The sequence below is a fragment of the Rhizobium sp. Root1203 genome (genome assembly GCF_001424945.1).
GTDB lineage: Bacteria > Pseudomonadota > Alphaproteobacteria > Rhizobiales > Rhizobiaceae > Rhizobium.
This window is the reverse complement of the sequence record NZ_LMCW01000012.1, coordinates 974,545-990,165: the sequence shown is the minus strand read 5'-3', so window position 1 is coordinate 990,165 and position 15,621 is coordinate 974,545. Positions and strand designations below refer to the sequence as shown.

The window sequence follows — 15,621 nt, the reverse complement described above, 5'->3', positions numbered from 1 at the left end:
CTCGCCCTGGCAGACTGCGCGCGGCCTAGCCGAGGACCGGACGCATGAAGCTGCGCTCGTAGCTGATGATGCTGCGGTTGCGGCGGTCGAGCTCCAAGGCCGCCTGGCATTCAGCGTCTCCAGCCATGCGCAGGCGATAATCCTCATAGGCCGCAAAGCTTGGGAAGGAGAAGAGCGCAACCGCGATATTGCTGGCGCCTTCCGAGGGCAGGAAATAGCCGTGATGGTTGCCGCCCATCCGATTGACGATCGGGATCCAGAGCCGGGCATATTCTTCAAATTCCGAAATCTTGTAGGGGTCGAGTACATAGCGCAGGTGGCAGGTAATCATTGAAATATCTCTTGTGTGAGGCGTGCCGGGCGAACTGCCACCCGACGGGACTATAGTGAGCGGCTTGCGATCTCGCCGCAAGCCGGTCGTTCGGCAAACCCCTCGTCGGTAGGTCCTCAGCCGATCAGTCGCGAATGACGAGAAGGTCGGCGGCCATGAACCGCAGCGTCACAGTCTCGCCGGTTGCCGGCGGCGTGACGCCGGGACTGTTGAACATGTCGAAGGAAATGACGTTGCCGCCGACGTTCATCCGCGTGCGGATGACGGACCCCAGAAAATGTGCCGACACCACTTCGCCTCTCAGTGCCGTATCGCTGGCGATCGTATCGGATAGCGAGCCGGCTTCCGGGCGGAGGGCGAGAGACACCGTGTCGCCCGCCTTGAAGGCGGCGATCGATTGCTTCAGCGTCACGCCCTGATCGCCGATCTGGATGCGGTTTACCGCAGGATCGATCACCTTCGCGTCGATGATGTTCAGTGTGCCGACGAACGAGGCGACGAAGCGGGTGGCCGGGGTGTTGTAGATCTCGAAAGGCGTGCCGATCTGATCCGCGCGACCGCCATTCATGACGACGATGCGATCGGAGATGGACAGTGCCTCCTCCTGGTCGTGGGTGACGAAGACCGTGGTGATCCCCAGCTTCTGCTGAATGGCGCGGATTTCTTCGCGCAGCGATACGCGGATCTTGGCGTCGAGAGCCGAGAGCGGTTCGTCGAGCAACAGGACCTGGGGCTTCACGGCAAGCGCGCGTGCCAGTGCGACGCGTTGCTGCTGGCCGCCCGACAGCTGGTAGGGATAGCGATCGGCAAGATGGTCGAGCTTGATGAGGCCCAGCATCTCCTTGACGCGCTGATCAATCTCGGCCTGGGGAGCGCCTGCGACCTTCAGGCCGAACGCGACGTTGTCGTTGACGCTCATGTTGGGAAACAGGGCGTAGGCCTGGAAGACCATGCCGATGTTGCGCTTGTTCGGCTTGAGATTGCCTTGTTCCTTGCCGCCGATGGCGATCCGGCCGGCTGTCGGCGTTTCAAATCCTGCAATCATGCGCAAGACCGTCGTCTTGCCGCAGCCGGACGGGCCGAGGAACGAAATGAATTCGCCCTTCTCGATCTGCATGTTGAAGTCATGCACGACCTGTACGTTGCCGAAGGATTTCTTGAGGTTTGCGAGTTCGAGAAAGGCCATGAAAACCAAATACCTTACGACTTAGCCGGGGCGGCTCTGTGGAAGCGGGAGACGAGTTGGAGCAGGCCCATGCTGAGCCAGGTGATCGAGAAGGCGATGACCGCCAGCGCCGATGGTTCGTAAGCGCGATTGGCGCCGACCAGCTGCAAATATGGACCGAAAGCCGGACGATTGAGGAGGGCTGCCATGGTGAATTCACCCATGACGATTGCGAGCGTGATGAACGCGCCCGAAAGCACGCCGCTCATGACATTCGGGAAAATGCACTTGAACATGATCGTCGTCCACCTCGCGCCGAGGCTTTCGGCGGCTTCCGTCAGGGTGCGGACGTCGATTGCGCGCATTGCGGTATCGACCGCCCGATACATGTAGGGCAGGGAAAGCGTCATGTAGGAGAAGACGAGCAGGATGTTGGTGCCCGTCGTCGAGCCGGTCAAGGGCAACATCGATGACGAGTTGTACATTCTGAGATAGCCGAAGACGATGACGATGGCCGGGATGACCAGGGGCAGCAAGGTGATGAATTCGACCACGGGACGGATCTGCGGCAGGCGCAGGCGAACCCAGTAGGCGGTCGGCACGACGAGAAGCATGCCGAACACGATGGTCAGCAGTGCCATCAGCATCGAAAAGCCGAAGGTTTGCCGGAATTGGACATCGGAAAAGACCGAAGCATAGGCGTCGAAACTATATGTGCCGCGCCGCATGCGCAGCGAGAATTCGATCGTGGCGATCAGCGGCAATACGAAATAGATCGCGCCGAGTGCTGTGGCGATCCATGCTCCAAGGCGGGATGTCTTCATTTTTGCCACCGTTCAGCGCGCATGCGCAGCAGGATGTAGAACAGGTTGGACAGGCCGGTGATGACGATCATGCCAAGCGCCAGCGCGTATCCCAGGTTGGCATTGTGAAGCACGTCTCCGCGGATCTGTGCGTAGAGAAGGATCGGCACGATATTGAGCGCGCTTCCTGTCAGGGCATACGCCGTCGCGATGGCGCCGAAGGCGTTGGCGAACAGGAGCAGGGTGGTGCCCATCAGGCTCGGCCAGAGGATTGGAAAGGCGATCATGCGCCAGTATTGGCCGTTCGAGGCGCCGAGGATCGACGCGGCTTCCTTCCACTCCTTCTTCATGCCGTCCAGCGCCGGCGTCAGGATCAGCACCATCAGCGGGATCTGGAAGTACATGTAGGTAAGCGTCAAGCCGAGGAAGCTCAGAAGGTTGAAGCCCGTCGAATAGAGATTGAAGCCGAACCAATCACGCATCAGAACGGTGACGAGACCGGTGCGTCCGAGCGTGGCGAGGAAGGCGAAGGCGAGCGGTACTCCGGCGAAGTTCGATGCGACACCGGAAAAGGTCAGAAGGCCGGAGCGGACCCACTGGGGAAGACCCCCGAGCACGACTGCCCAAGCGAGCATGAAGCCGATCAGCGCGCCGCCGAGAGCGGATGCAACCGACACCTTGATACTGATCCAGTAGGCGCTCATGATGGAAGGCGTGAACAGGTCGGCGATATTCTTGAGGGTAAGATCGCCTTCCGGTGTCAGGAATGCGCCCGCTACCAGATACACTGTCGGGATGATGAGAAACATCAGCGCGAATATCATGAATGGCGCTATGCCGAGCCAGTCGATAACCCTGTCGCGATTTATCAGGGGCGTGGTGCTGGCCACGGGTGTTGAAACACTGCTCATATACGACAGCCTTATCGGGCGGTAGACAGGGACACCTCTCCGCCACCCAGGGCAGCGGAGAGGCACTTATTTCAGTTACTTGACGTTAGCGCCAACCACGGAATCCCAGTTCTTGGTGATGGTTTCCTTGGCTGCCCCCTGCTGTTCAAGCGTCGGGAAGATTGCCTTTTCATAGGCAGCCGCCGGCGGAAGCTTGTCGAGCAGTTCCTTCGGGATCTTGTTGTTCTTTGCAAGATCGTTGAACCGGATCGGGTGGCAATATCCCTTCAGCCAGCCGAGCTGACCTTCGTCCGAATAAAGGTATTCCATCCAGAGCTTTGCTGCATTCGGATGCGGAGCGAAAGCGGAGATCGCCTGAACGTAGACGCCGGCGACGACACCCGTCTTCGGTACGACGACTTCAAACGGCGGGTTACCCTTCAGGCTTTCGCCCCACGAAAGAGCGTTGTAGTCCCAGGCAACGATGATCGGGGTCGAGCCCTGAGCAAACGGAGCGGCCTTGCCGGTCACCGGAACGAAGTTGCCGCTCTTGTTGAGTTCGGCAAAGAACTTCAGGCCTTCGTCGCCGGCCTTGGCAACGTCGCCGCCTGCGGCGGAGAGGCCGGCAGCGAACACGCCCTGAACAGCCTGGTTGGCCGAGCGCGGGTCGCCAGCAAGGGCTACCGTGTTGGCGTAGTCGCTCTTCTTGAGGTCAGCCCAATCCGCCGGGGATTCCTTGACGAGGTCCTTGTTCACCAGGAAAGAGAGGACGCCGTAGTAGTCGCCATACCAGAAGCCGTCGGCATCCTTGGCGCTGTCGGGAATGGAGTCCCAGGTCGAAACCTTGTAGGGCTGGATCAGGCCATCGGCCTTTGCCGACGGGCCGAAGGAGAGACCGACGTCGATCACGTCGGGAGCCTGCGGGCCGGTGTTGCCCTTGTTGGCCTTGATTGCTTCGATTTCATCGCCCGAACCTGCGTCCGGGTTCAGTTCGTTGACTTCCAGGCCGTACTTGGCCTTGAAACCGGCGATGACGTCGCCGTAGCCGCACCAGTCGTGCGGAAGGGCGATCGTCGTCAGGGTGCCTTCCTTCTTGGCGGCAGCGATGAGTTCGGCGCTTGGCTCCGCAGCTGCAATTGCAGTTGAAGCCACAACAATTGCAGTCGAAAGCGAAAGCAGTCTAGAAATATTAGAGATCACTGTTGTTCTCCTTCAGGTTTCAGTGTCCGACGATGCTGTTACTGACGTTACGTGAAGCTTTCGTGACAGTTCAATGACGTTAATTTTTCTTTGTATCGCAGGCATTTGGCGATGATGTTTCATTTACGACGCGTTCCTTCGCTTGTGCCACGTTGTCATTTTTCTGCCGTACTTTTCCCTCCTAGCCAAGTTTGCGGAAGAGCTTGGTCTGCTCGAATAGCCCCTCCAGCGTTTTCATACGCACTTTCGTTTCATCCCATGTCGAGTTCTGAACCGCTTCGATAAGCGCCTCGACGATGAAAAGCGTGACAACGGAAGAATCCCAGGCCGATGGTGCCTCGATCTGCACGCGAAACGTATGGCGTGCCAGCTTGGCGACCGGAGAACCCCATTGATCGGTAAAAACGATGATCTCCGCGCCGCTCTTGCGTGCCGCGGTGGCAAGGCTCACCATCTCCTGCTCGTAGCGGCGGATATCGAAGATGATCAGCAGGCTGCCGGGGCTCATGTTCAGAACATATTGCGGCCAGCTGCTGGAATTCGACGAAAGCAGCGTGGTGTTCGGGCGAATGACCTGCATATGCGTGAAGAAGTATTCGGCCAGCGCCCCGGTGATACGGCCGCCGACGAAATACAGTCCACGCTTGCGCTCGGACAGGAGCGAAGCAACGCTGTCGAAGGTTGCCGTGTCGAGGCCGCTCAGCGTCTGTCGCAGATTGCCCATGATCGCGTCGGCAAAGCGGTTCAGGATGTGCGTGCCGGGCGCGTTGGACGCCCAGCGGTCGTGCTTTGCGATCGGATTGGAAATCGTTGCTTCGACTTCCTGATGCAGGTGCGCCTGAAAGTCGGGATAGCCTTTGAAGCCGAGCTTCTGAACCATGCGTACGACGGTCGGCGTCGATACGCCGGCATTTTCGGCAATCGTGGTGATGCTGCCCAGTCCGGAGACAGGATAGTTATCAAGCAGACTTTCAGCCAACTGCTTCTCGGCGCGCGTGAGCGTGCCAAAATGCGAGTGGATTACGTCCGAAACTGTTTTCGACGCCACGGTCACGCGATCTTGCTCCCCGGGATTGGTCTTGTGCCACTTTCCCACTGAAAGTTAACAACGCTGTCACAATCCATGTCAACTGCTGTTGTGAAAAGATTTTTTCAGGATGCGCTTGACAGGGGATCAAACCTGAAGAATTCTTTTCTTATAAGTATTTTATTAATGATTGGGATGGTTCGGCTGTGATGCCTGCTGAGTTCGAGGTCCTGAGCAAGTCGGATGGCGAGAGCGTCGCGGTCGAGCGGCCGAACGGCAGAAGTCCATTGCTTGTCGTTTGCGAGCACGCCTCCCGCCTGCTTCCCGAGCGCTATGGCACGCTCGGGCTTTCCATGGATGCGCTGAGCAGTCATATCGCATGGGATCCGGGCGCGCTTGCAGTTGCTCGGGGCATTTCGGATGCGCTCGATGCAACACTGGTGTACCAGCGTTTTTCGCGGCTGATCTACGACTGCAACAGGCCGCCGGACGCTGCGGGCGCCATGCCGGAGAAGAGCGAAGTCTACGATGTTCCCGGCAATGCGCATCTCAGCCCGGAAGAACGACACGCGCGCACAGAAGCGTTGTATATTCCTTTCCACGACGCTATTCGGGCGCTGATTCGCGACCGCAGGGCGAGGGGGCAGGAGACCGTGATTGCAACCGTCCATAGCTTCACTCCCGTATATCACGGCAAGTCGCGCGCCGTGGAAATCGGGATTTTGCACGACGAAGACAGCCGTCTCGCGGACCGTATGCTCACGGTCGCAGCGACTGGCGCGCCGCTTTACAAAGTAGAACGCAACGAACCCTACGGCCCTGTGGACGGCGTGACGCACACGCTGATCCTGCACGGGCTTTCGAACGGGTTTCGCAATGTAATGATCGAGGTCCGCAACGACCTCATCTCAGACGAAGCAGGTCAAGGGGTCATGGCCGGCTATCTGACGGGGCTGCTCCAGCAGAGCCTGGACGCCTGACAACAAAACATAAGACCCCAGGGAGCAGTCTAACTGCGATCCGCCCGTAGGCGAAAACGTCACGGGCACTTTGGCACTGGATAATCGGCCGCAATCCCGCGGCTGATCGCTATACAGGGGGAAGTCATGTCCGATTACTCGGAACTCGACAAAAAGCAGGATGTGCACATCCTGCACTCCATGGGCTATGCTCAGGAGCTTGAACGACGCATGAGCTCGTTCTCGAATTTTGCCGTCTCGTTTTCCATTATTTGCATTCTTTCAGGTGGTATCAACTCGCTCGCACAGGCGACCGCCGGTGCGGGCGGCGCTGCGATCGGCATCGGCTGGCCGGTCGGCTGCTTCGTCTCGCTGGTGTTTGCCGTTGCAATGGCGCAGATCAGCTCGGCCTATCCAACGGCCGGCGGCCTCTATCACTGGGGTTCGATCCTCGGCAATCGCTTTACCGGCTGGCTGACCGCCTGGTTCAATCTGCTGGGTCTGGTCACGGTTCTCGGCGCCATCAACGTCGGCACCTACTACTTCTTCATGGGCTCCTTCGGCACGAGCTACTTCGGCCTGACGGATACCACGGCGGTGCGCATCGTCTTCCTGGTGATCATCACCGGCGCACAGGCGCTCGTGAACCACATGGGCATCGGATTGACTGCGAAGCTCACCGATTTCTCGGGCTATCTGATCTTCGCAACGGCAATCGTTCTGTCGGCGGTGTGCCTGCTGTCTGCACCGTCCTACGATGTGGCTCGTCTCTTCACCTTCGCCAACTATTCCGGCGAAGCGGGCGGCAACGTCTGGCCGGCGACTTCGGGCATGTGGGTCTTCCTGCTCGGTCTGCTGCTGCCGATCTACACGATCACCGGCTACGATGCGTCGGCGCATACATCAGAAGAAACGGTCAAGGCAGCCCATTCCGTTCCGCGCGGTATGGTTGCCTCCGTCCTCTGGTCGGCGCTTTTCGGCTACATCATGCTTTGCTCGTTCGTTCTGATGCTGCCGAGCATGGACGATGCGGCCAAGCAGGGCTGGAACGTGTTCTTCTGGGCCATGGACAGCCAGGTCAATCCTCTCGTCAAGGATGTGCTCTACTTCGCCATCCTCGTCAGCCAATGGCTGTGCGGCCTTGCGACCGTTACCTCGGTCTCGCGCATGATCTTCGCCTTCTCGCGTGACGGCGGTTTGCCGGCATCCAAGGCTCTTGCCAAGGTCAGCCCGAAGTACCGTACGCCGGTTGCCGCGATCTGGACCGGTTCGATCCTCTCGGTTCTGTTCGTCTGGGGTTCGTCGCTCGTCTCGATCGGCGATACGCCGGTTTACACGATCGTCGTTTCCTGCACGGTCATCTTCCTGTTCTTCTCCTTCGCGATCCCGATCACGCTCGGCCTCTTCGCCTGGGGTACGTCCAAGTGGGACAAGATGGGTCCGTGGAACATCGGCGAAGGCATGTACAAATTGTTCTCCGTCCTGACGATCCTGGCGATGATCCTGATCTTCGTTCTCGGCGTTCAGCCGCCGAACGGCCCGGCGCTGTACGTCACGGTCGGCTTCCTGGTCCTGACCGCGATCGTCTGGTTCGGCTTCGAAAACCGTCGCTTCAAGGGTCCGCCGATCGGCGAGGAAGTCGCTCGCCGTCAGGCAGAAATTGCGGCCGCCGAGAAGGCGGTGGGCGAAAACTGAGCCTGAGGCTTCCCTCTTCGATGACGGGGCCGTTTCCGGCGGCCCCGTTTCCCGGCTCAACGAAAATGCATCAGACGGGCCGCCAGGCTTGAGCCACGGCATGCCCTTTCGTTGCCCCGATTTCCCTATTCATAGTTCAGGCGGATTTATCATGAGCATCTACACTCTCGACGACCTCAAGCAGGATGTTGCCGACGGGCGCATCGACACTGTTCTGGCATGCCAGATAGACATGCAGGGCCGCCTGATGGGCAAGCGTTTCCAGGCCGAGTTTTTCCTGGAGAGCGCCTGGAAGGAGACGCACAGCTGCAACTATCTCGTCGCGACCGACATGGAGATGGAAACCGTCTCCGGCTACAAGGCAACGAGCTGGGAAAAGGGCTACGGCGACTACACGATGAAGCCCGACCTTTCGACGCTGCGTCGTATTCCGTGGCTCGAAGGGACGGCGCTTGTGCTATGCGACCTTCTCGATCATCACACGCATGAAGACGTGCCGCATTCGCCACGCGCCGTCCTGAAGAAACAGATCAAGCGGCTTGAGGATATGGGCATGAAGGCTTTCATGGCCTCCGAGCTCGAATTTTTCCTTTTCGACCAGACCTACGAGTCGGCACATACGTCCGGCTACCGCAATCTCAAGCTCGCCAGCGCCTACAACGAGGACTACCACATCTTCCAGACGACCAAGGAAGAAGAGGTCATGAGGGCGATCCGCACGGGCCTGCAGGGGGCCGGCATTCCTGTCGAGAATTCGAAGGGCGAGGCCTCCGCCGGCCAGGAGGAAATCAATGTTCGCTACGCGGACGCCCTGACGATGGCGGACCGTCATGCGATCATCAAGAACGGCTGCAAGGAAATCGCCTGGTCGAAAGGCAAGGCCATCACGTTCCTCGCCAAGTGGCACTACAACGCGGCTGGCAGCTCCTCGCATATCCACCAGTCGCTTTGGAGCGCGGACGGCAAGACGCCGCTGTTCTTTGACGAGCAGGGCAAGTACGGCATGTCGCCGCTCATGGAGAATTACGTCGCCGGCTTGCTGAGCCATGCGAGCGAGATCACCTATTTCCTTGCGCCTTACATCAATTCCTACAAGCGTTTCATGGCCGGCACTTTCGCACCGACGAAGGCCGTCTGGAGCAAGGACAACCGCACGGCAGGGTATCGTCTGTGCGGCGACGACACCAAGGCAATCCGCATCGAATGCCGCGTCGGCGGTTCCGACCTCAATCCGTATCTTGCCTTCGCCGCGCTGCTTGCCGCCGGCATCGACGGCATCGAGAACAAGCTGACGCTCGAGGATCCATTCGTCGGCGACGCCTATGGCGCTCGCCGCGTCCGGGAGATTCCGCGGACGTTGCGTGCTGCGACGGCAACGATGACCAAGTCCAAGATGCTCCGCAAAGCCTTCGGCGACGAGGTCGTCGACCATTATACCCGCGCTGCCGAATGGGAGCAGGAAGAGTACGACCGTCGCATCACCGACTGGGAAGTGGCGCGCGGTTTCGAAAGAGCATAGTCGTTGATTGGCGTTGTGAAATTGTCAACATGCGGTATTTTGTTGACGGTTTCACATCGTTTGGTGAGGTTATGCGACAGTTCGATACCGAATGGTTTCTGCAACAATTGAATCTTGCGGGTAAAAATCAAAGTGACCTCGCGCGCTGGCTCGAGATCGACAGGAGTGCGGTGTCCCGGCTGTTAAAGGGTGAGAGGAAGATGAGCGCGGAGGAGCAGGATCATCTCGCTGACTTTCTTGGCGTTACGATTCAGGAAATCGCAGCGCACAGACGCGGAATGGGTCGAGGCTTTGAAGATAAGAAACAGACGAGATCTATCGGCAAGGCGTTGGAGGGGACGAAACCGAAGCTGGTTTCGACCGGCGACGGCGCGTTCGACGATCCCATCTTCGGCTGCATGAAGGGAACTATGACACTACTGCCGGATCTTGATTTGACGGCGCCTGCCGATCCCGATTGGGGTAAGGTCTACACCGATGAGTGAGGGGCTGCTGCTTGACACGTGTGCCATGATTTGGATGGCGCACGGGGAGGCTGTCGCCTCGGACGCGAAGCAGGAACTGGTCCGGGTTCGCAGTGCAGGCGGCGTCATTGCTGTTTCGGCGATGTCAGCCTGGGAAATCGGCATGCTTGTCGCGCGAGGACGATTGCCGACCACCAAGACTGCATTGATGTGGTTCGACGATGTCGTTCGATTGGGCAACCTAAACGTGGCGGAGGCTACACCCGAAGTGCTGATTGCGTCTTCCTATCTGCCTGCGCCGGTCCACAACGATCCGACCGACCGCATCATTATCGCCACCGCGCGCGAACACGATCTGACCATCATCACCCGCGATAGAGCGATTCTCGCCTATGGCGCCGCCGGCCACGTGAAAACCCTGGTCTGTTAGAACTGGAGTCTGAAGAGAATGCCAATGATCCAATGCATTTCACCGATCGATGGATCGGTCTACGCCGAGCGTCCGGCGCTGTCGCTGGAAGCGGCGAAAGAGGTCGTGGCGCGCGCCCGCAAGGCGCAGAAGTCCTGGGCAAAGCGGCCGCTTGAAGACCGTGTCCAGCTCGTGCTGAAGGGCGCCGCACGGCTGAACGAGATGTCCGACGTCGTCGTGCCGGAGCTTGCCTGGCAGATGGGCAGGCCGATCCGCTACGGCGGCGAATACAAGGGCTTCAACGAGCGCTCCAACTACGTAGCCTCGATCGCGGCCGATGCGCTGGCGCCGCTCGTCGTCGAGGAGAGCGACAAGTTCGAGCGGCGGATCGAGCGCGAGGCGCACGGCGTCGTTTTCGTCGTGGCCCCGTGGAACTATCCCTACATGACGGCGATCAACACGATCGCTCCGGCGCTGATGGCCGGCAACACGGTCGTGCTGAAGCACGCGTCGCAGACGCTGCTCGTCGGCGAACGGCTGGTGCAGGCTTTCGTGGAAGCAGGCGTTCCGGAGGACGTGTTCCAGAATGTTTTCCTCGATCACGAAACCACCTCGGCGCTGATCGCTGCGGGCAGCTTCAATTTCGTCAATTTCACCGGTTCGGTCGAAGGTGGACGGTCCATGGAGCGCGCCGCGGCCGGTACCTTCACCGGTCTCGGGCTCGAGCTTGGCGGCAAGGATCCGGGTTATGTGATGGAAGACGCCGACCTCGACGCGGCCGTCGATACGCTGATGGACGGCGCGACCTACAATTCGGGGCAATGCTGCTGCGGTATCGAGCGCATCTATGTGCACGAGTCTCTCTATGACAACTTCGTCGAGAAGTCGGTTGCCTGGGTGTCGAACTACAAGCTCGGCAACCCGCTCGATCCGGAGACGTCGCTCGGCCCGATGGCCAACAAGCGGTTCGCCAAGGTCGTGCGCGAGCAGATCGCCGATGCCGTTGCCAACGGTGCCAAGGCGCTGGTCGATCCGAAGCTTTTCCCGGCCGATGACGGCGGTGCCTACCTGGCGCCGCAGGTCCTCGTCAACGTCGACCACTCCATGGCCTTCATGCGCGAAGAAACCTTTGGCCCGGCCGTCGGCATCATGAAGGTGAAGAGCGACGACGAGGCGATCGCGCTGATGAACGACAGCCAGTACGGGCTGACGGCTTCGCTCTGGACCAGGGATGCGGAACGGGCAGGGCGGCTTGGTCGCGAAATCGAAACCGGTACAGTCTTCATGAACCGAGCCGACTATCTCGATCCGGCTCTATGCTGGACCGGGGTCAAGGAAACGGGACGTGGCGGCTCGCTCTCCATCATCGGCTTCCAGAATCTGACGCGTCCGAAATCCTATCATTTGAAGAAGGTAACAGCATGAGTGCGCATATCACTGCCAATTGGAGCTATCCGACAGCCTTCAAGCTCGGCCGCGGCCGGATCAAGGAACTGGCGGATGCCTGCAAGAGCCTCGGCATCAGGAAGCCGCTGCTGATCACCGATCGCGGCCTCGCGTCGATGGCGATTACCAAGAACGCGCTGGACATCCTGGACGACGCGGGTCTCGGCCGCGCGATCTTCGCCGACGTCGATCCAAACCCGAACGAGAAGAACCTCGACGCCGGCGTGAAGGCGTTCAAGGATGGCGGTCATGACGGTGTCGTCGCCTTCGGCGGCGGCTCGGGCCTCGATCTTGGCAAATGCGTTGCCTTCATGGCCGGGCAGACACGACCGGTGTGGGACTTCGAGGACATCGGCGACTGGTGGACGCGCGCGAGCGTCGAGGGTATCGCGCCGATCGTGGCGGTGCCGACGACGGCCGGCACCGGCTCGGAAGTCGGCCGGGCCAGCGTCATCACCAACTCCGAGACGCATGTAAAGAAGATCATCTTCCATCCGAAGTTCCTGCCGGGCGTCGTCATCGCCGATCCGGAGCTGACGGTCGGGATGCCGAAGATCATTACGGCGGGCACCGGCATGGACGCCTTCGCGCATTGCCTGGAAGCGTACTCTTCGCCCTTCTACCATCCGATGTCCGCCGGCATCGCCCTGGAGGGTATGCGCCTCGTCAAGGAGTTCCTGCCTCGTGCTTACAAGGAAGGTACCGATCTCGAAGCCCGCGCCAACATGATGTCGGCCGCCGCCATGGGCGCTGTCGCATTCCAGAAGGGGCTTGGGGCGATCCACGCGTTGTCGCATCCGATCGGCGCCGTCTACAACACCCATCACGGCATGACCAACGCAGTCGTGATGCCTGCGGTGCTTCGCTTCAATCGTTCGGCGATCGAGGATAAGATCGCCCGCGCAGCCGCCTATCTCGGCATTTCCGGAGGTTTCGACGGCTTCTATGATTACGTCCTCAAGCTTCGCTCGGAACTCGGCGTCCCGCAGACCTTGTCGGCGATGGGAATCGCACCGGATCGGATCGATGAACTGTCGGCGATGGCGATCGAGGATCCAAGCGCCGGCGGCAACCCGGTGGCCTTGACGCTGGAAAACACCAAAGCGCTTTTCAAGGATTGCTTCTGAGACAAAAGGCGGACCTGATATTTGGCCCGGAAAGCGCTGGCTTTCCGGGCTTTTTTGTTCCCTGGAAACACTTTCCATCTCTTTGTTTTCAGGGATGCGAAAAATCCACGCAGCATTTTCGACTGCCACGTTTAGATATTGTTAACCATGATTGGAAAGGATGCGTTAATCGCACGATGCTCCGACAGTGCGCAACAGAGCGATATCGGGCTCGTGATTTTCCCCTCGAGGACTAGACATGCCAGTCATTACTTTTGCAAACACCAAGGGCGGAGCCGGTAAGACGACGGCCGTTCTTCTTCTCGCTACCGAGCTTGCCCACAAGGGATATCGGGTAACGATCCTGGACGCCGATCCGCAGCATTGGATTTCCCGCTGGCATGACGTTTCCGGCCAGGTTCCAAATATTGCGGTGATCGACTTCGTGACCTCGGCATCACTGCCGCAACATATTTCCGAGAACAAGCATAACACCGACTACTTCATCATCGATTTGCCAGGTGCGCGCAATCCGTTGCTGGCGACCGCGATCGGCCTTTCCGACCATGTGCTTATCCCGATCCAGGGCTGCGCCATGGACGCACGCGGTGGGGCGCAGGTGCTGGAGCTGCTCCAGTATCTCGACGAGAAGGCGGGCATCAGGATCGGCCATTCGGTGGTGCTGACCCGCGTCAGCTCGATGGTCACGACTCGCGCGCTGGCGCTGGTTAAATCGCTGCTGAGCGAACGCCAGGTGCCGGTCCTCGATACGGCCATCATCGAGCGCTCCGCGTTCCGCGACATCTTCGATTGCGGCGGTACATTGCATTCAATGGATCCGGGGCGCGTCAGCAATATCGAGAAAGCGCGCGAGAATGCCCTCTGTTTCGCCGAGGAAATCATGAGAAAGCTGCCGGTCAGGCTTCCTGCTGCTGCTCGCATGACGGGCCCGCTTGTCCGATCCGCAGCGTAGGAACCAACGACATCTCTGAGAAATGCGCCCGCTTCGCAGGGCGCATTTTTGTTGCTGCATTGCACTGCGGTGGGTAAACCCAGCCGACTTCACGGATCGAATGTGACCTTGTTCAGGTTCAATCTACAAATTCGACGGTGACACCGGGCTTGACCATTTTTGCCAGTTCGGTCGCGTCCCAGTTGGTGAGACGGATGCAGCCATGGCTTTGGGTTCGGCCGATCTTCGACGGTTCAGGGGTCCCGTGGATGCCGTAGGTCGGCTTCGACAGCGCCATCCAGACTGTGCCGACGGGGCCGTTCGGACCTGGCGGAATGTTGAGAATCTTGTCGTTGGCGCCCTGCTGGAAATTGATCTTCGGATTGTAGGTATAACCCGGATTGAAGGCGACGCGCTCGACTGTCACCGTGCCTGACGGCGAGGGGGTATCGGTGGAGCCGATCGATGCGGGGTACGCGGCAACCAGACCGCCGGATGCATCGTAGGCAAAAACCTGCTTCTTGCCCTTGTCGGCAATAATGCGCGCGACACTGCCGCTCTTTACCTCTCCCGGATTGACGACCTTTACGATTGTACCCGGTACTGTGAAGTCCACGCCCGGATTGATTTCCTTCAGGAAGCCCTCGTCCATGTGAAAGCGCTCTGCCAGCATCTCTGTCGTGGAGGTATAGCCAAGCGACGACAGTGCGGCCTTGTGCGCGTAATCCTCGGGAATCTGGGCAACGTATGGACCGGCAGCGTCGGCAGGGGTGATGGTGTAGCTCACGAGCGGCAGACCGCCGGACATGCGGAGCTGTTCGAGTATGGCATCCGTGTTGTTCGGATCCAGCGTCTCGCCAGTCATCTCCTGGTAGGCGTAAATCGCCTTGGTGACATTTGAGCCCATGTGGCCGTCGATGGCGCCCGGAGAGATGCCAGCACGGTCGAGGAAGACTTGAAGTGCGACGATCTCCGACTTCGACTTGTTCTTAAGCGTGATCACAGGCTCCGACGGCGGCTTCGGCTGCATCATGTCGGGTTGCTGTTGATCCGGCTCGATCGAGGCATAGTCACCGTCGCTTTGCGGGTACGGCTGGTTGTCGAGTGGCTGGCGATCGATGGCGGCATCCCGAGGGATCGAGCCTGTCACGGCGCCGCGTTCCGAGTAGCGCGTGTCGCCGTACCGTTCGTCTCCATAATAGGGATCGTTGTTGTAGACCTCGCGGCTCGGCGGCGGCGGATAGTAGCCGCGCGCGCGTGCTTCGGTCGCAATGATGTTGCCATAGCGATCGACAAGCACCCTGTTGCCGCGACGGTCGCGGGTATAGCCGGCACCCGAAGGGACGTAGTCGAGGATATCGCCGTTCGGCGCCACGAAAACCACGCTGTTCTGGCGATTGCTAAAGAACTGCGCGTTGGCAGTTGGAGCCATTGCGGTCGCGGCCAGTACCACTGCTATCCCAGGCAATGCCAATTTAAGAAAGCGATTCACGTCTTCGTATCCTTCAGTGACTGGAGCCGACACACACCTGCGAATTTTGACGCTAGTGTGGAATTTATGAAATCGTACTGAACAAAAGATAAAAAACTCGTGATTTTCTCTTTGGTGATAAACATTTGAGACCGCCAGGCGGTTCCAATGAAATCTTTGGTCG

General features: G+C 59.4%; 15 protein-coding genes. 8 read left to right on the top strand and 7 right to left on the bottom strand.

Annotated features, from left to right (window positions below):
• Positions 1-25: 25 nt before the first annotated feature.
• The 6 genes from ASC97_RS15520 to ASC97_RS15495 form a co-directional block, all read right to left on the bottom strand.
• Complete coding sequence (locus ASC97_RS15520; RefSeq protein WP_057469178.1) at positions 26-331, bottom strand: NIPSNAP family protein; 306 nt, start codon at positions 329-331, stop codon at positions 26-28.
• Positions 332-455: 124 nt separating this feature from the next.
• Positions 456-1,517 (bottom strand): ABC transporter ATP-binding protein, encoded by a 1,062-nt coding sequence (locus ASC97_RS15515; RefSeq protein ID WP_057469177.1) that lies wholly within the window; start codon positions 1,515-1,517, stop codon positions 456-458.
• A 14-nt stretch (positions 1,518-1,531) separates the two neighbouring features.
• A complete protein-coding gene (locus ASC97_RS15510; protein WP_057469176.1) occupies positions 1,532-2,320 on the bottom strand; it encodes an ABC transporter permease in 789 nt (262 codons plus the stop codon).
• Positions 2,317-3,210 carry an ABC transporter permease gene (locus ASC97_RS15505; RefSeq protein WP_057469175.1) on the bottom strand — a complete coding sequence of 298 codons (894 nt, stop codon included), beginning with the start codon at positions 3,208-3,210 and terminating at the stop codon, positions 2,317-2,319. Before ASC97_RS15505 ends, ASC97_RS15510 begins: the two co-directional genes overlap by 4 nt.
• A gap of 75 nt (positions 3,211-3,285) precedes the next feature.
• Positions 3,286-4,389 (bottom strand): ABC transporter substrate-binding protein, encoded by a 1,104-nt coding sequence (locus ASC97_RS15500; RefSeq protein WP_057469174.1) that lies wholly within the window; start codon positions 4,387-4,389, stop codon positions 3,286-3,288.
• Between the two features lie 181 nt (positions 4,390-4,570).
• The gene (locus tag ASC97_RS15495; protein ID WP_057469173.1) at positions 4,571-5,443 is read right to left on the bottom strand and encodes a MurR/RpiR family transcriptional regulator; all 873 of its coding nucleotides are present in this window, start codon (positions 5,441-5,443) and stop codon (positions 4,571-4,573) included.
• Between the two features lie 182 nt (positions 5,444-5,625).
• On the opposite strand from ASC97_RS15495, the gene ASC97_RS15490 reads away from it, so the two are divergent.
• The 8 genes from ASC97_RS15490 to ASC97_RS15455 all read left to right on the top strand — a co-directional run bounded on the left by ASC97_RS15490 (position 5,626) and on the right by ASC97_RS15455 (position 13,987).
• Positions 5,626-6,396 carry an N-formylglutamate amidohydrolase gene (locus tag ASC97_RS15490; protein ID WP_443216744.1) on the top strand — a complete coding sequence of 257 codons (771 nt, stop codon included), beginning with the start codon at positions 5,626-5,628 and terminating at the stop codon, positions 6,394-6,396.
• 126 nt (positions 6,397-6,522) lie between these two features.
• Complete coding sequence (locus ASC97_RS15485) at positions 6,523-8,070, top strand: amino acid permease (RefSeq protein WP_057469171.1); 1,548 nt, start codon at positions 6,523-6,525, stop codon at positions 8,068-8,070.
• Positions 8,071-8,221: 151 nt separating this feature from the next.
• Entirely contained in the window at positions 8,222-9,589 is a 1,368-nt protein-coding gene (locus ASC97_RS15480; RefSeq protein ID WP_057469170.1) for a glutamine synthetase family protein, read from the top strand.
• Between the two features lie 71 nt (positions 9,590-9,660).
• The gene (locus ASC97_RS15475) at positions 9,661-10,074 is read left to right on the top strand and encodes a helix-turn-helix transcriptional regulator (RefSeq protein WP_082530015.1); all 414 of its coding nucleotides are present in this window, start codon (positions 9,661-9,663) and stop codon (positions 10,072-10,074) included.
• Complete coding sequence (locus ASC97_RS15470; RefSeq protein WP_057469168.1) at positions 10,067-10,483, top strand: type II toxin-antitoxin system VapC family toxin; 417 nt, start codon at positions 10,067-10,069, stop codon at positions 10,481-10,483. Before ASC97_RS15475 ends, ASC97_RS15470 begins: the two co-directional genes overlap by 8 nt.
• A gap of 18 nt (positions 10,484-10,501) precedes the next feature.
• The gene (locus tag ASC97_RS15465; protein WP_057469167.1) at positions 10,502-11,887 is read left to right on the top strand and encodes an aldehyde dehydrogenase family protein; all 1,386 of its coding nucleotides are present in this window, start codon (positions 10,502-10,504) and stop codon (positions 11,885-11,887) included.
• Positions 11,884-13,035: an iron-containing alcohol dehydrogenase gene (locus ASC97_RS15460; RefSeq protein ID WP_057469166.1), complete on the top strand. Its 1,152-nt coding sequence runs from the start codon at positions 11,884-11,886 to the stop codon at positions 13,033-13,035. The genes ASC97_RS15465 and ASC97_RS15460 overlap by 4 nt, the downstream gene beginning before the upstream one ends.
• A 238-nt stretch (positions 13,036-13,273) precedes the next feature.
• Positions 13,274-13,987: a ParA family protein gene (locus tag ASC97_RS15455; protein ID WP_057469165.1), complete on the top strand. Its 714-nt coding sequence runs from the start codon at positions 13,274-13,276 to the stop codon at positions 13,985-13,987.
• Between the two features lie 118 nt (positions 13,988-14,105).
• Here ASC97_RS15455 and ASC97_RS15450 read toward each other — a convergent pair whose 3' ends face one another.
• Positions 14,106-15,458, bottom strand: coding sequence for a L,D-transpeptidase family protein (locus ASC97_RS15450; protein WP_057469164.1), 1,353 nt, complete (start codon positions 15,456-15,458; stop codon positions 14,106-14,108).
• Between the last annotated feature and the right edge of the window lie 163 nt (positions 15,459-15,621).

Excerpts from the sequence above, each read along its gene's own strand:
- ASC97_RS15485 (WP_057469171.1), top strand. The coding sequence starts at position 6,523 with ATGTCCGATTACTCGGAACTCGACAAAAAGCAGGATGTGCACATCCTG.
- ASC97_RS15480 (WP_057469170.1), top strand. The coding sequence starts at position 8,222 with ATGAGCATCTACACTCTCGACGACCTCAAGCAGGATGTTGCCGACGGG.
- ASC97_RS15520 (WP_057469178.1), bottom strand. The coding sequence starts at position 331 with ATGATTACCTGCCACCTGCGCTATGTACTCGACCCCTACAAGATTTCG.
- ASC97_RS15510 (WP_057469176.1), bottom strand. The coding sequence starts at position 2,320 with ATGAAGACATCCCGCCTTGGAGCATGGATCGCCACAGCACTCGGCGCG.
- ASC97_RS15470 (WP_057469168.1), top strand. The coding sequence starts at position 10,067 with ATGAGTGAGGGGCTGCTGCTTGACACGTGTGCCATGATTTGGATGGCG.
- ASC97_RS15505 (WP_057469175.1), bottom strand. The coding sequence starts at position 3,210 with ATGAGCAGTGTTTCAACACCCGTGGCCAGCACCACGCCCCTGATAAAT.
- ASC97_RS15465 (WP_057469167.1), top strand. The coding sequence starts at position 10,502 with ATGCCAATGATCCAATGCATTTCACCGATCGATGGATCGGTCTACGCC.
- ASC97_RS15490 (WP_443216744.1), top strand. The coding sequence starts at position 5,626 with ATGCCTGCTGAGTTCGAGGTCCTGAGCAAGTCGGATGGCGAGAGCGTC.
- ASC97_RS15455 (WP_057469165.1), top strand. The coding sequence starts at position 13,274 with ATGCCAGTCATTACTTTTGCAAACACCAAGGGCGGAGCCGGTAAGACG.
- ASC97_RS15475 (WP_082530015.1), top strand. The coding sequence starts at position 9,661 with ATGCGACAGTTCGATACCGAATGGTTTCTGCAACAATTGAATCTTGCG.
- ASC97_RS15515 (WP_057469177.1), bottom strand. The coding sequence starts at position 1,517 with ATGGCCTTTCTCGAACTCGCAAACCTCAAGAAATCCTTCGGCAACGTA.
- ASC97_RS15460 (WP_057469166.1), top strand. The coding sequence starts at position 11,884 with ATGAGTGCGCATATCACTGCCAATTGGAGCTATCCGACAGCCTTCAAG.